This is a genomic window from Desulfosarcina sp., from assembly GCF_046496365.1.
GTDB lineage: Bacteria > Desulfobacterota > Desulfobacteria > Desulfobacterales > Desulfosarcinaceae > Desulfosarcina.
In genome coordinates this window covers 1-14,547 of record NZ_JAWOHB010000154.1, presented here as the reverse complement: position 1 = coordinate 14,547, position 14,547 = coordinate 1, and the positions used below count along the sequence as shown (strand labels likewise).

The window sequence follows — 14,547 nt, the reverse complement described above, 5'->3', positions numbered from 1 at the left end:
TATCCTGATGTTCTTTTCAGGCATCCGTGTTGCGGAAGCGTCGGCATTGAAATGGAAGCACATCGATATGGCAAAGGGTGTGGTAAAGATACGGCGAAATTTGGTCCGTCTCAAAGGCGGTAAGATTGACTACAAGAAGCCGAAAACGGAGAGTTCCATCAGAGACGTGAAGATTCCTGAATTTATGATGGAATCATTGCAGGAACAGCGGGAACGGACATGGAAAGGGAATGGGGACGATTTTGTGTTTCTGAATAAACAGGGGCGTCCCATCCATCGGCACACCATGAATGGATGCGTCATCAATCCGACCCTGGAAAAATTGGGTATTACAACCCGCATCAGCATCAAAGACACCAGGGCATCATTTATCACGAACGCAATGGATAATAATGAGCGGATGAGCTACGTCCAGAAACAGGTCGGCCATACCACAACCAGGATGATTGTGGACCATTATTACCGGCATGTGCCTGCCCCAGATGATGGAGAAAAACTTGAAAACGCTTGGAATTCTACCAGGATTCTACCAGAGGAAGGTGGCGGTAAATCGTAAGTATCTGAAAATAATAACAAATAATGGTGGAGGCGGCGGGAGTCGAACCCGCGTCCGAAAACATTCCACACAAATCTCTACATGCTTATCCTGATCTCTAAGTTTCGCCTTGGTCAGTCTCCATCAGGCAGGGTACTTCAAAGGCTATCCTGCTAAAATTTCGCCGTTACTGTAACAGGAGTTCAGATTCGGCTATCCCACTAGTCGACGTTCTATCCAGGTCCGCGGGAGAAACCCGGTAGAACGGTAGCACTAAGCTGCTACGGCGTAGTTATAATCGTCTGCGATTATGTTTATTTCCCACCAGTTTTACGAGACGGTAGGAACTCGGCATGCAATCGGTGCTTCTTTATCCCCGTCGAAGCCGTTTCGCCCCCAATTTGTGAAAGAACATGTTGGACTGATAGTAACCCTTCAGGGCCTTGATGTCAAGCCACATTGGAAAACCGAACACCTCTGAAAGCCCTTTGTTACCGGGTATCAGAGGCGTTGGCAATTGAAATCTCGGGTGATTGATCGGGCTGCGCGAGCTCTATTCGCCCAGGTAGGCCTTGCGAATCTCCGGGTTGACGAGCAGTTTCTTGGCATCGTCCTCCAGGGTGATGCGGCCGGTTTCCAGGACGTAGCCCCGGGAGGCGGTCTGCAGGGCCAGGTTCGCATTTTGTTCGACCAGTAAAATGGTGGTACCTTCCTTCTGATTGATGTCTTTGATGATATCGAAAATCTGCTGGACGATCAGCGGTGCCAGGCCCAGGGATGGCTCGTCCAACAACAACACCTTGGGCCGGCCCATCAGGGCCCGGGCGATGGCAAGCATCTGCTGCTCCCCGCCGGAAAGGGTTCCGCCATGCTGTCTATGGCGATCCTTGAGGATCGGAAACAGCTTGTAGACATGTTGCCGGTCGGCCTCGATGGCTGGCTGGTTCTTGCGGAAAAAAGCGCCCAGGGTCAGGTTTTCGTCCACGGTCAGGCGTGGAAATATCCGCCGTCCTTCCGGGACTTGGCAGAGGCCGGATACCGGCAGGGTTTCAGCGGCCATGCCGTTAATTCGGGTCCCATTATACCAGATCTCACCCTTGTCGATGGGAATCACGCAGCAGGTGGTCATCAAGGTGGTGGATTTACCGGCACCGTTGGCACCGATGATGGCCACGATCTCCCCCGGAAACACCTTGAGCGAAATCCCTTTAAGGGCCTTGATGCTGCCGTAGCTGGAATAGACCTCTTTCAGTTCGAGAATCGGTTGATCGGCCATCTATCCCTCCCCCTCTTCTCCCCGCTTGCCCATCCGTTTGGCCGGAATCAGGCCGGCAGGCCTGAAGAGCATCATCACCACCATGGACATGCCGAAGACCAGCATGCGGTAGGTTTCAAATTCACGGAATACCTCGGGCAAGATGATCAGGGCGGCGGCACCCAGGATGATGCCGGGGATGGAACCCATTCCGCCCAGGACGACCATGCTCAGTACCATGGCCGACTCCAGAAAGGTGAAGCTTTCCGGGCTGACAAAGCGCATGCGGGCGCAGAAAAATGCACCGGCCAGCCCGGCAAAAAGTGCTCCCATGGCGTAGGCCAGCAGTTTGAGCTTGAAGGTGTTGACCCCCATCAACTCAGCTGCGGTTTCGTCTTCACGGATGGATTCCCAAGCCCTGCCGATTCTGGAGAAATTAAGATGCCGGACCGAAATGATCGTGACGATGGCCAGGAACAGGGCAACATAATACAGGTAATGCAGTTTTTTCAGGACGAGCAGCTCCAGGCTGAACCCACCTTCGAAGCTGGGGATGTAGATGCTGGGGGGGTTGACACCGAGGATACCGTTGGGCCCGTTGGTGAGCGACATCCAGTTGTTGAGCAGGATGCGGACAATCTCCCCGAAACCCAGGGTCACGATGGCCAGGTAATCCCCGCGCATGCGCAGCGTTGGATAGCCGATGATGCAGCCGGCAATCATTGCCAACGCGGCGGCAATGGGGAGACAGATCCAGAAGGACATGCCGAAATGGATGTTCAGCAGGGCATATGTGTAAGCGCCGACGCCATAGAAGGCAATGTAGCCTAAGTCCAGCAGCCCGCACAGCCCGACAACCACATTGAGACCCAGTCCCAGGCAGATATAGATCATCACATTGGTGGCCACGTCCTGGGCATAGCGTCCGGTGAAGAAGGGGTACCAGAAGGCAATGGCCAGCAGGATGATCATCCAGACCCAGTTGGGTACCTTGCTCGATGCCCGGCCGAAGGTGTCGCGCAGGCCGGCCACTGGCCGGCTGATTGCATCCAGGCTCCCGCTTTTGTTGAGAATGTAAAGCAGCAGGCAGATTGATGTGCCCACGGCGATGTACAGCCATACGGTGAAGGTTGTGTCGAAAGACAGGGTGCCGTCCGGGTGAATACCCAACAGGGGCCAAAGCAGACCCAGCAGCCAGAGCAATCCGATGGTGTAAGATTTCCAGACTTTTTTAAACTCGTGTATCATCGATATTCTCGCCCATGATTCCAGTCGGTTTGAAGTAGAGCACGGAGATCAGGATAATGAAGGCAAATACGTCCTTATACTGGCCGGAAATGTATCCCGCACCGAAAATTTCCACCATGCCGATGATCAATCCCCCCAGCATGGCGCCGGTGATGTTGCCGATCCCCCCCAACACAGCCGCAGCGAAGGCCTTGATGCCGGGCAGAAAACCCATGTCATAACGAACCGAGCCATAGTAAAGGCCCACCATGATGCCGGAAGCGGCCGCCAGTCCTGCACCAATGGCGAAGGTCAGGGAGATGATCCGGTTGCTGCTGATTGAGACCAGCGAACTCATGACCTTGTCCTGGGCCGTGGCCCGCATGGCCATGCCGATCTTGGTCTTGAAGACCAGGATATTGAGCGCGAAGAGCAGGAAGATGGTCATGCCCACGATCATCATCTGCAGATACCCGACGGTGATATTTCCAAAATTGACACCGCCCTGGAACAACTCGCCGGGATAGGCTTTGTCATAGACCCCCTGGGTCAGCATCAGCCCATTGGACAGGAAGATGGACATGCCCAGGGCAGAGAGGAGGGCGGCCAGGCGGGATTGGCGCCGCAAGGGCTTGTAGGCCACTTTTTCAACGCCCACGGCCAGAAAGGCGCAATACCCCATGGTCAGGGCAAAGGCGGCGGCCAGGCAGAGAATAGGGTGGGTGTCCATGTAGCCCAGTCCGGTAAAAAAACTGAGCAGGATAACCCCGACATATCCACCGGTTGCAAAAAATTCACCGTGGGCGAAGTTGATCAATTGGATCACACCATAGACCATGGTGTACCCCAGAGCGATCAGGGCGTACAGCCCACCCAGGGTGATGCCGTTTATCAATTGCTGAATGAAAGTTTCCATAGAAATCGCTTTTCATATTGGCGCTTGCGGTGGATCCGATAACGGTGACCGCCCGGTCACCATGGCCGAGCGGTCACGTCACATTACCGGTTTATTTAAGCAGCCCCTTATCAGGCGCCCAGTAGGGAACAAACTGGCCGTTTTCTACCTTGTAGGCGATGTAGGACGATCCGGAGTCGCCGTTGGCCTTGAATTTGATCCGTTTGGCGACGCCGTCGAAATCCATCTTCATGATCTCGGCCTTGATTTTGGCCGGATCGGTGGAGCCGGCCTTTTTGATGGCCTGGAGAAGCACGGTGGCCGCATCATAGGCATAGGTGGCGTAGGCGGCGATGGGGCCGTACTTGGGCACATAAATCTTCTCGAAGGCTTTGTACTCGGGGGTGGTTGTATCGGTGAACCCGTAGGTCAGGTAAACACCTTCGGCAGCTTCCTTGGCCACTTCCATGAACTTGGGCTGGAACACGGCGTCCTGGGTAACGATCTGGGAGGTCATACCCAGCCGTTTGGCCTGCAGCGTCATCAGGGCGGCCGGCGAAAAGCCCTGCAGGGACATGTAGAAAACGTCGGCATTGGCCTCTTTGGCATTGGTCAGCACGGCGGCAAAGTCCTTGTCGCCCTGGTTGACGTGATCGTGCTCGACAACCTCGATGCCCAGTTCCTTGCAGGCCTTGCTGACGCCGTCGGCCAGACCCTGGGAGTAGGTGGTCTTGTCATCGACGATGAAGACGGTTTTGGCTTTGAGTTGCTCTTTCAGGAACCTGGCGGCAGCCGGCGCCTGGTCATCGTCACGGCCGCACAGGCGGAACATGTAGGGCAGGCCACGGTCGGTGACTTGCTCGTTGGTGGAGGCCGGGGTGAGCATGGGAATGTCCTCTTCGGCCAGAACCTCGGAGGACGGGATGGTGGACGAGGAGCAGTAGGCGCCGATAACGCCGACGACCTCCAGGTTGATCAATTTGTTGGCCGCGGCCACGGCCTGCTTGGGATCGCAGGCAGTATCCTGGGGAAACAGCTCGATCTTGTCATAGCCGGGCATTCCGCCGGCCTCTTCGAAGACCTGAATGGCGGTCAGCACGCCGTTTTTAATGTCCGTTCCGTCTGAGGCATAGGGGCCGGTCAGCGGACTCATGGAGCCGATATTCAGGGTTTTTGCAGCCGCCGTTCCCATGATAAAGGGGACGACCATCAGGCCAAGTACCAGTGCGACGAACAGTTTTTTCCTCATTTGAAACTCCTCCTGTTATTAATGATTTTGACTTGCCGGTTGACCCAAATAGGCCTCGATCACCTGGGGATTGGACTGGATCTCCTCCGGGGTCCCTTCGGCGATTTTGACACCATGGTCAACACATACAATCCGATGGCACACGCCCATGACCACTTTCATATCGTGCTCCACCAGCAGCACATCGATCCCGAGTTCACAAATCCGGGAGATATCCTTCATCAGGGCCGAACTTTCCGCTGGGTTCATTCCGGCGGCCGGTTCATCCAGCAAAAGCACCTTGGGTTGAGAGGCCAGCGCGCGGGCGATTTCGAGTCGCCGCTGCAGGCCGTAGGGCAGGTTGGAGGCCACCGTATCCGCGTACCGGTCTACGCCCATGAATTTGAGCGCTTCCATTGCCTTGTCGTGGATCTGGTCTTCTTCCCTGCGCTGGGAAAAGGTTCGGAAGATGGCGCCCACCACCCCTTTTTTGGAGCGGCAGTGCCGAGCCACCATGGCATTTTCAACCGCCGTCATGGCCGAAAAGAGGCGGATGTTCTGAAACGTGCGCGCCACACCTTTTGAGAAAATCTCATGCGGCCGCTTACCCAAAATGCTGTTGCCCTCGAAGCGCACGTTGCCGCTGTTGGCTTTATAGACGCCGGTGAGCACGTTGAACACCGTGGTCTTGCCGGCACCATTGGGACCGATGAGGCCCACGATCTCGCCGGAGTTGATCGTAAAGCTCAGCTGGGACAGAGCCACCAGTCCGCCGAATCTTACCGTTATTTTGTCCAGTTCTAAATTCGCCATAACACCCAACCGTCTGTTGTTTTGAAATCGTGACGCGTCCCACCCGGCGCCAATCCCGCGAGCTGCCGCCGAATCACACCTTGTGCTGCCGTTCCCGTATTTCCATGTAGCCGTTGAAGCGCCTCACATGCGTACTGGCGATCCGGGCCGCTTTTTCAGCCTCTCCGCTTAGCATGGCGTTGACCACATCTTCAAGATCCTGAAGATTTTCATTCATTTCAGGTTCCGCCATAACCAGAAATTCGTCATAATAACGGCGAATGTTTTCATGAATGGTCTTGAGAATGGAAATGTATATGGGGTTGCCGGTGATTTTGGCGAAGTAAAGGTGGATGTTTTTGTCGGCGGTGAGAAAATCGGAAACCGCCTCGGCACCCCGATCCACGCACATGCGGGCTTCATTCAACAGTGCTTTTAAAATACGCGCGTCAGTCTCTTTCATTCTCGACGTGGCCAAAACCACCACATCGCCCTCCACCCGCTCCCGGAATTCAGCGATCTGCCGCAGGGATACCTGATGGGAGCGAATCAGCAGATCCAGGCTTTCGGAGACGAGATCCGCAGACACCGTTTTGACCACTGCACCGCCGCCTGTACCCAACTTGATCTCGATGAGCCCCTTTTGTTCCAGAACGCGCAGGGCCTCGCGAAGGGTACTCCGGCTGGTCTGAAGCGTCTCTTTGAGTTCGCGCTCCGCCGGAAGCCGATCACCCGCCTTGAGGCGGCCTTCGATGATGGCTTCCTGGATCTGTTCGACCACATCCTGGAAAATTCGGTTTTGTCTGGCAGCGCGAAACAGTTGGGTCATTGATCGGCAGCTCGATCCTAGGGTGACTTTAAAATGTAACCAGAGCGCCTTGAACCGACACTCAGAAACGGTGAATGATCGTCATACGGAATGGTCCGACCATTTATAATAATTGATTTAAACTGTCAAGATGATTTTTATTTCAAAACGGCATTTAGTTTATGCATCCCGTTAACCACGCGCATATTTGAGACCGCTTTTTCTCCCAGCCCGGAAAGCTGCCCCGCAGGTATGCATGGGCAGGGGTTTCCACTCTTTTCAGGGGAGCGGCGTCTGCGGTTGCAGCGTCTCTGGCTCCGATTCCGGCGTCTTGCCGCCATTTTTCGGTTTGGCTTTACGGCGCCATTTAACGGGCTCCCACAGGCGATCCTTGGAAATGCACCCCCACCCCCAGCGCAGCCAGGACACGAGACTGAAGGCCAGCCAGAGCGACCATGCCAGCATGAGCAGGTGGTAGATCCACTGCGGCAGACTCACTACCCATGGGGTGGGCATGGTTCCTTCAATACGGTCCTGGAACCAGTTGAGCTGAACCTGTGTGGATCGGTTGCCGGCAATCTGCATGTCGGGTATGCCCAGAAGCCCGCGCTCGATGGCGGTGTAAAGGCCGATCAGGGCTGCGGCTGTCAGGAGTACCAGCAGCAGTTGGGCGGCATTGAAGGTAAACGTTTTCAAGGGTGCCTTGCGGCAGCGGTATCCCAAGGCCAGCAGCCAGCCTGCCACGATGAGCGCCACACCGGCGGGCACCTGGGTCAGGCCAAGGCCCAACAGCAGCCAGTGGCGTGTGCGAAGCGGCGTGACGGTCGTTTTTCCAAGGCCCGTTGCCACCAGAGCCACGACAATGACATAGCTCCAGAACAAGACAGCAGGTCCCAGCGTCGGCCCGCCAGTCAACAAAATCCAGCGGTTGTTCGGCATGTGAAAGGTAACCTCGGCATTGACGGCGCTTGCGCCCACGTTGACCCGGGGACCCTGCAACCGGGCCAACGAATCGTTCAGTTGCTGCCAGGCAACGATGGCCGTTTGAGCCCCCGGCTCCAATGGGACGGTCACCAGTTGGCCGTCCTGGCGAATGGGCAGACTCCGGCCGTTTAACGAAACCGCCTGCAAGTTGGCCTGCCCCGGCAACGCGATCTGGTGGTGTCCGCCTTTGCTGGACCGGATATCCAGGGTCAGCACGCCAAGGGAGAGGCGTTGCCCCGGGGTCAGCACCAGTTGCGCACGGTCCACGGTGATGGTGCGTCCGGATACCGCTTCGGGCCGGACTACCTCAATGCGGACCATTTCTCCCGGCCACGGGCGCCATTGCGGTTGCCAGTTCAGGCCGGCATCCTGATGGTGAACCACCGTGATGCCGGAAACGCTGCAGCGCCAGATAGTTGCGGCATCCAGTATCCAGGTCTCTGTCCAGGGCACCTTTTCCGGTGCGGCCAGGTGGATGGTCGGGGTAATCGGAAGGCTTGAGGAAAATTGGGCTTCCATCACCTCAGGGCCCAGGGATACCTGTGCCAATCCATCCTTCACATGAATGCCGGGCGTGGTCACCGATGCATTTTTCAACAGCGGAATGGAAAGCACCGCCGGTTTGTCCGGTTCGGTGATCCGCTGAATATGGGTGGTTACTTCCCACTGGATTCCCAGTTGCAGGGTACGCGTCACATGGAAAAAGGCAGGTGCGTCGGTTTTCAGGTTCTCGGTCGAAGATGGGCTGTTGCTTGGCTGCGCACGGGTCAGGGCAATGGTGGCGTCCATGCTGCCGTTGGGTTCAAAGCCCCGTGCCTGCCATCCCACCCCGGCATAGGTGCCCATATGGGGGACCATGGGAAAGGAGATGCGGATTTCATCGGCATCACCCGGCGGCCCGGTCATCTTGAGTTGGTGAACGCCCTGGGGCAAAACCATCCACAGGGTGCCCCGATCGTCCCGGGAAAGACTTTTTACCGGTTCATTGTCAAGGGTGATGCGGTCAGGACGCCAGGTCTCCAGGGTGGCGGGCAAGGGGATGGCCGTGTCGACCAGGGCATGCATCTGCATGATCAGTCGAAGCTGGTCAGGGGTGGCGGTCAGTTCCAGCCGACTCACATCGGCACACTGGGGAATGCAGGTCGGCGGTTCGCGCAGTCGCCGCTGAAGTTCCTCCAGAAGTGGTTGCGGTGGAAAGCCCGCTCCTGCGGTTTCGGCCCGCAGGAGCGGGATCGGTGCCAGGAAAACGAGCACGGCAAGCAGCGCAGTCTTACCGGCCGCCAGCCGTGGCGGCAGGTGTCGGCGCCAGTTGCGCAGGTTCAGAAAAGCCAAAATCAGCAGAAAAAGCAGGGCCACCCGAATCAATCCAAGCATCAGGTTCTGGGTCGGTGAAACCAGCCACAGGCGGATCTGCTGGGCGCGGTCCACCGGTCCGTTCCAGCGAAGCGGCATGGAGCGCCACTGCCACTTCGGCAGACCGGGTCCGGTTTGGATCAGGGCGTCCGGATCCAATGCTAACCCCGTCTTTAGGGAGGGGGAAGACCCATCGGACAGCCGGCGAATGTTCGCCGCCATTTGCACACGCTTGCTTTTTGAAGCGGGCTCGGGCGATGCCGCCATCTGGCTTTCAAAGGCAGCGTCGCTTCCCGAAAGAGCTGCCATGTTGTCGAATCCATTGCGGGCTTGTGTCAATTGCGGATAGATGGCCGTGCGCACCTGCTGCACCATGAAGGGCAGGGCCATCACCACCAGGGCAACCACCGCGCCCGCGCCCCATAATTTGACAACCGTTTTGAACCAGCCGTCGGGAAGATATTTCAATAGGGCTGCCACCGCCAGCAGATGAAGCCATACCTGACGCGGCCCACCCGGTTCGTGGAAGGTCATGATCAGGGTCACCAAAGCCAGCAGGCCGGTGGCGCGGCTGCGAATCTTATAGGCACTGACGGCAATGATCAGCACCATGAAAAAGTCCAGCAGGGTCCAGCGCTGAAGCCAGGCGCCCGGGGGAACATCCACTCCGGCGGCGGAAAACAGGGTCCAGCCCGGAGGCAGGTTCAATACACCGCGGACATGTTGGAAATCGTGATCCCAACCGATGGCCGGCAGTGTCGCGGATGTGCGTGACAGGCGGCTGTCCGCCTCCAGGGAAAGTTGACCGCGACGAAGTTGAACGCCTGGCGACGGTCGATCTCCCTGGAGGGTGATCAACTGATCCTGACCATCTACCGCCACCCGCCCCAGTTGCATGGGGTCACCCATGGAGAGCTGCCAGGTCCGGCTCAAGGTGCCGTTGATGCGGTCATGGATGGTAAAACCCCTGCCGTCAAAATCGAGCCACCAGGTGCGCGCCAGATTCAGCTGATCCGGCGCCGGATCCGGGTCGCCCCGGCGGATGACTTCGAAATTAAGGACGTCACCGGCGCTGAGCTGATAGGCTGGAAAACCTTTCCATTCGTCGGGCATCCGGGTACGCGACGGTTCAACCGGCGGGGCCCCTGATACCCTGACCATCCGCAGGTGGTTAAAAGCCTTGAAGGACCAAATCTCATCGCCATGGCGGCTGGCTCCGGTGGAAAGGCTGTTTTGCGGACCTTCCAGTCGGGCGGTCACCCGGATATCCCAGCGGCCGGGTCGAGCCTGGAGCAGCAGGTCGCCCGTTGGATTCAGACGGGCGGGCAGCGGGCTGTCAATTTTCATCACCGTTGCCCCATTGGGCAGCAGGGAGGCCATCCGGATTTCCCGGATTCGACCTGAGATCTGGAACAGGATCCGGGTGGTCAGGCGCATGGGAATATCGTCTTCAATCAGCCTGAAAACAGTGGCTGTCATGGTATCTTCCGGTCGATCGGCTTTGCCCATGCCATGGAGCCGGAGCCGGCCGCTGATATCCAGGTCCGGTTCGACCATTTCCCGGCCGTCGACCGTCAGTGACAGGATGCCCACCTCAGCCGGGACCTGGATCATTTCTGGCAACGTGTTCCAGACAAACGACCCTTTGAGGGTGTATTCCCCGGGCTCCAGCCAGATGCAGGGCCGCCCGCTGCGCCCCACCACCGCATCGATCGCCCCGCCGGCTACCGATTCAGGCCAATGGGTTTCATCACCGGGCAGGGTCACCCAGGAGGGGGCGTACACCGTTACCGTCTGGGTGAACAGGCCGCCCTGGTTGCCCACATCAACAGCCAGCTGCGAGGGCCACCAGCATCTGCGGATGGCGGCATTGTCAAACTGGGGGGGGCATTGCTGCTCGGGTGTGCCGTGAAGCACCCACGCTCGCCAGGGTTCCAGAGAGGCGGGAATGTCCAGCGCCGGCAGCGGTGCCGCGAACGTGACGATGCTAAGCAAAAGTAGAAAAAAATGGAAAGAAGCCACCGATACTGCGCGATTCATGGCACCTCCCGGGTGAAATCTAAAAATTGTCTTGAGATCCAATTTTCACCCACATGTGCCTTAACGGCATTCAGTTCGTCAGGGCCAAAAAACCATTCATAAAATGGAAGATCGTTTTAACTTGTTGGAAAGGGATTTGCAAATTTATTTCGAGGACTCAAAAAGGAAACGGTTAATCGGGATGAGGCCGATTAACCGTTAAGGAGGAGAAAGATGAAAAAATTATTAGGTTGACATTAGACAAAAGCAATTAGCCTGCCAAAATCAATTTTTGACTTTAAAAAACCCTATAGTCATTAAAATTATTCAACATTTAAAGGATATTTTATGTTTTACCCATCTCCATTGTCTCAATCCCCGGCGCGGCCAATTCGGGTTTGCAGCGGGAATTGTTTAAAATAATAAACCCGGCAGGATCAAATAATTATTTAAATTATTGATATTGAATGGAAAAACGTTTTTTTTCAAAAGTTTATAATTTTGAACCGGAGGTCGGAAAGCATTCAAATAGTCAATCAACATATTGTAATTATATGAATAAATTTGGTTGCAGGTTTTGAACACGGTCCGTTCTCACCCCTGCCGGTGGTCAGTTCCCTGCAATTGACGCATATATCGGCAATTCAACCGGGTTCTGTGCCTTGACAAATGGCAAATCGCACCCATAATTGTTCATCGTTGCGGTCGAACTAATTATAACCATTGATAAAAGCTTTATAAGCGGACGCGCAGGAGAGCCCATGGAACCCAAGCAGGAAACCCATCAATTCAAGACCGAAGTACAGCAGATTCTCAATCTGATTATTAATTCCTTGTATTCCAACAAGGACATTTTTCTGCGGGAACTGATTTCAAATGCATCGGATGCCATCGACAAAGTCCGATACAAGGCGGAGACCGATACGGCCATTCTGAGTGACGACACAGCGTTCAAGATTCAACTGAAACCCGATGCCATCAAGCAGACGTTTGAAATCAGCGATAACGGCATCGGCATGACCCGGGACGAGGTCCTGGAGAACATCGGCACCATCGCCAAGAGCGGCACTGCCGGCTTCCTGGAGGCCCTGGAACATGCCAAGGGTCAGGACGCATTGATACCCGAGCTAATCGGGCAGTTCGGTGTCGGCTTCTACAGTGCCTTTATGGTCGCCGACAAGATTACCCTGGTCACTCGGGCTGCCGGTGCGGACGCCGACAAGGCGGTAAAATGGGTTTCAACCGGAGACGGAACCTACACCGTCGAGGAGACCCGCAAAACCACCCGGGGAACCACCATCACCCTGGAATTGAAAAAAAAGGAGAAAGACGAAAAGGATTTCACCGATGCATGGACGATCCGCAGCATCGTCAAACAGCATTCCGATTTCGTCAGCTATCCGATCACCATGGAGGTTGAGCGCGACGAGCCGCTTCCCGATGAAGAGATCATCAAGGACAAGGATGGCAAGCCCATCGGCGCCACCACCCGCAAAGTGATGCGCGAAGAGACCCTCAACTCAATGAAGGCCATCTGGACCCGCAGTTCCAGCGATGTCAAGGAGGAAGAATACGAAGAGTTCTACAAGCATTTGAGTCATGATTGGAACCCGCCCATGGAGCGGCTCCATCTCAAATTCGAAGGAACCACCGAGTACGACGCCCTGTTGTATATTCCGTCCAAAGCCCCCTTTGACCTGTTCACCCCGGACCGCCGCCACGGTATCCATCTCTATTCCAAGCGGGTGTTTATCATGGACGACTGCAAGGAGCTGATGCCTGAATATTTGCGCTTCGTGAAAGGCGTGGTGGACGCATCCGACCTGAATCTGAACGTCAGCCGCGAGATCCTGCAGCAGGATCGGCTGGTGCTCAATATCCGCAAAAATCTGGTGAAAAAGCTCTTCGATCTGCTGGGAAAAATGGATGCGGAGAAATACAATCAGTTCTACGATGAATTTGGTGCCGTGTTGAAAGAGGGTATCTACACCGATCCGACCCACAAGGATAAAATCGCCCCCCTGGCCCGCTATAAGACCACCAAATCCGGGGACACGTGGGTGTCGCTGGATGAGTATGTCAAAAATATGAAGGCCGACCAGAAGGAGATCTTCTACATCACCGGCGACAAGCTTTCAGCCCTGCTCAACAGCCCCCACCTTGAAAAGCTCAAGGAGAAGGATTTTGAAGTGCTGCTGATGACCGACCCGGTGGACGAATGGGTGGCGCAGTCTCTGACCGAATATGACGGAAAGCCGTTGAAGAGTGCCGAAAAAGGTGATCTGGATCTGGAAAAGGTGGATGAGGCCAAAAAGGAAGCCTACAATGCCCTGTTCGGTTTCATCAAAGGGCAGCTTGAAAACAAAATCAAGGAAGTCAAGCCTTCTTCCCGTCTCAAAGATTCGGTAGCCTGCCTCTCCGGAGACACCTGGGACATGAGCGCCTACATGGAAAAGCTGCTTAAGGCGTCCGGGCAGAAGGCCCCCGAAGTCAAGCGTGTTCTTGAATTGAACATGGACCATCCGGTGGTGGAAAAAATCAAAACCATATTTGAGAACGACAGGGACAATCCCGCGTTGAAAGAATACAGCCAACTTTTATTTGACATGGCCGTCGTCAGCGAAGGTGGAAAACTGGATAATCCGTCCCGTTTTTCGAAGATGGTGGGTGATCTGATGTCCCGGGCCATGGGGTGAAACGGAAGCGTGAAACCATCCGGGCGGGCCGGTGCCGGGCCGCCCGGATGGCGCCATGACCGGCCATACGAATTTAATCCACGGCATACTTGAAAGACAGGTTTACCCGGGAGCGATATGCCGTTACCTTGCCCCCTTCCACCTTCATATCCAGCTTGGTAATCTCCGCCACCCTCAGGTCCTTCAATGACCTGGAAGCGGTTTCGACTGCATTTTTGGCTGCCTCTTCCCATGAATTGGGACTGGTTCCTACCAATTCGATTACTTTATAGACACTTTCACCCATGATTTCCCCCTTTTCGGTTGACGGTTAATGAAATGCAATGGCGTTGAAACAAGCCGTTCATTTCAACGAGCGATCCTCGGGTCGTAGAAACTGCGGCGGCGGTTCAGACGGAGCGGTTCGCAAAAACGGCAACAATTGAAGGACAGGCGCGACCCAATCGGGATGGAAACTTATGGGGACAGAATATCTTGGGTCGGCCGGCCGGTCAAGGATATTTCATCGGGCATTGTCCAGGGTCACGCAAAAGGGCCGTGGCAAACCTCCATGGCCCAAGCTGCCTTTAGGGGCACACGGCAACCGTGTTCACGGTTCTTCATGACGCCTAAGCGTTTAGGCCCGGACGTTTACGGGGCCCTGAGCCATTGCAGGCGGTGCATTGAAATGTGCCTGAAAACCAGATAGTATCTCAACCTGGTATCCGTCATCGACGGATGGTTCAGCATTCAGGACCCGAACCCATTGGGTTTTC

Annotated in this window: 10 protein-coding genes and 1 other RNA gene; 2 read left to right on the top strand and 9 right to left on the bottom strand. The window is 55.7% G+C overall.

Annotated elements, in window-relative coordinates; genetic code table 11:
- The coding region (locus R6V78_RS15325) for a site-specific integrase (protein WP_410290246.1) at nucleotides 1-556 on the top strand (556 nt) is incomplete at its 5' end.
- 24 nt (nucleotides 557-580) lie between these two features.
- Here the strand turns inward: R6V78_RS15325 and ssrA are convergent.
- The 8 genes from ssrA to R6V78_RS15285 all read right to left on the bottom strand — a co-directional run bounded on the left by ssrA (nucleotide 581) and on the right by R6V78_RS15285 (nucleotide 11,117).
- Nucleotides 581-933: a transfer-messenger RNA gene (gene ssrA / locus R6V78_RS15320) on the bottom strand.
- 155 nt (nucleotides 934-1,088) lie between these two features.
- Entirely contained in the window at nucleotides 1,089-1,796 is a 708-nt protein-coding gene (locus tag R6V78_RS15315) for an ABC transporter ATP-binding protein (protein ID WP_410290247.1), read from the bottom strand.
- A 15-nt stretch (nucleotides 1,797-1,811) separates the two neighbouring features.
- Nucleotides 1,812-3,038, bottom strand: coding sequence for a high-affinity branched-chain amino acid ABC transporter permease LivM (gene livM, locus R6V78_RS15310; RefSeq protein WP_410290245.1), 1,227 nt, complete (start codon nucleotides 3,036-3,038; stop codon nucleotides 1,812-1,814).
- A complete protein-coding gene (locus R6V78_RS15305; RefSeq protein ID WP_410290244.1) occupies nucleotides 3,022-3,933 on the bottom strand; it encodes a branched-chain amino acid ABC transporter permease in 912 nt (303 codons plus the stop codon). Before R6V78_RS15305 ends, livM begins: the two co-directional genes overlap by 17 nt.
- Nucleotides 3,934-4,024: 91 nt before the next feature.
- Nucleotides 4,025-5,161 (bottom strand): branched-chain amino acid ABC transporter substrate-binding protein, encoded by a 1,137-nt coding sequence (locus R6V78_RS15300; RefSeq protein ID WP_410290243.1) that lies wholly within the window; start codon nucleotides 5,159-5,161, stop codon nucleotides 4,025-4,027.
- A gap of 18 nt (nucleotides 5,162-5,179) precedes the next feature.
- Complete coding sequence (locus tag R6V78_RS15295) at nucleotides 5,180-5,953, bottom strand: ABC transporter ATP-binding protein (protein ID WP_410290242.1); 774 nt, start codon at nucleotides 5,951-5,953, stop codon at nucleotides 5,180-5,182.
- A 73-nt stretch (nucleotides 5,954-6,026) separates the two neighbouring features.
- A complete protein-coding gene (locus tag R6V78_RS15290; protein ID WP_410290241.1) occupies nucleotides 6,027-6,761 on the bottom strand; it encodes a FadR/GntR family transcriptional regulator in 735 nt (244 codons plus the stop codon).
- 258 nt (nucleotides 6,762-7,019) lie between these two features.
- Nucleotides 7,020-11,117: a hypothetical protein gene (locus R6V78_RS15285; RefSeq protein WP_410290240.1), complete on the bottom strand. Its 4,098-nt coding sequence runs from the start codon at nucleotides 11,115-11,117 to the stop codon at nucleotides 7,020-7,022.
- Nucleotides 11,118-11,857: 740 nt separating this feature from the next.
- Between R6V78_RS15285 and htpG the strand changes: the two genes are divergently transcribed.
- Nucleotides 11,858-13,792, top strand: coding sequence for a molecular chaperone HtpG (gene htpG, locus R6V78_RS15280; protein WP_410290239.1), 1,935 nt, complete (start codon nucleotides 11,858-11,860; stop codon nucleotides 13,790-13,792).
- Nucleotides 13,793-13,865: 73 nt separating this feature from the next.
- On the opposite strand, the gene R6V78_RS15275 is transcribed toward htpG, so the two are convergent.
- On the bottom strand, nucleotides 13,866-14,078 hold the full coding sequence (locus R6V78_RS15275) for a dodecin family protein (protein WP_410290238.1): 213 nt from the start codon (nucleotides 14,076-14,078) through the stop codon (nucleotides 13,866-13,868).
- Between the last annotated feature and the right edge of the window lie 469 nt (nucleotides 14,079-14,547).

Coding starts and splice junctions, on each gene's coding strand:
- livM (WP_410290245.1), bottom strand. CDS start 3,038: ATGATACACGAGTTTAAAAAAGTCTGGAAATCTTACACCATCGGATTG.
- R6V78_RS15290 (WP_410290241.1), bottom strand. CDS start 6,761: ATGACCCAACTGTTTCGCGCTGCCAGACAAAACCGAATTTTCCAGGAT.
- R6V78_RS15300 (WP_410290243.1), bottom strand. CDS start 5,161: ATGAGGAAAAAACTGTTCGTCGCACTGGTACTTGGCCTGATGGTCGTC.
- R6V78_RS15305 (WP_410290244.1), bottom strand. CDS start 3,933: ATGGAAACTTTCATTCAGCAATTGATAAACGGCATCACCCTGGGTGGG.
- R6V78_RS15295 (WP_410290242.1), bottom strand. CDS start 5,953: ATGGCGAATTTAGAACTGGACAAAATAACGGTAAGATTCGGCGGACTG.
- R6V78_RS15285 (WP_410290240.1), bottom strand. CDS start 11,117: ATGAATCGCGCAGTATCGGTGGCTTCTTTCCATTTTTTTCTACTTTTG.
- htpG (WP_410290239.1), top strand. CDS start 11,858: ATGGAACCCAAGCAGGAAACCCATCAATTCAAGACCGAAGTACAGCAG.
- R6V78_RS15275 (WP_410290238.1), bottom strand. CDS start 14,078: ATGGGTGAAAGTGTCTATAAAGTAATCGAATTGGTAGGAACCAGTCCC.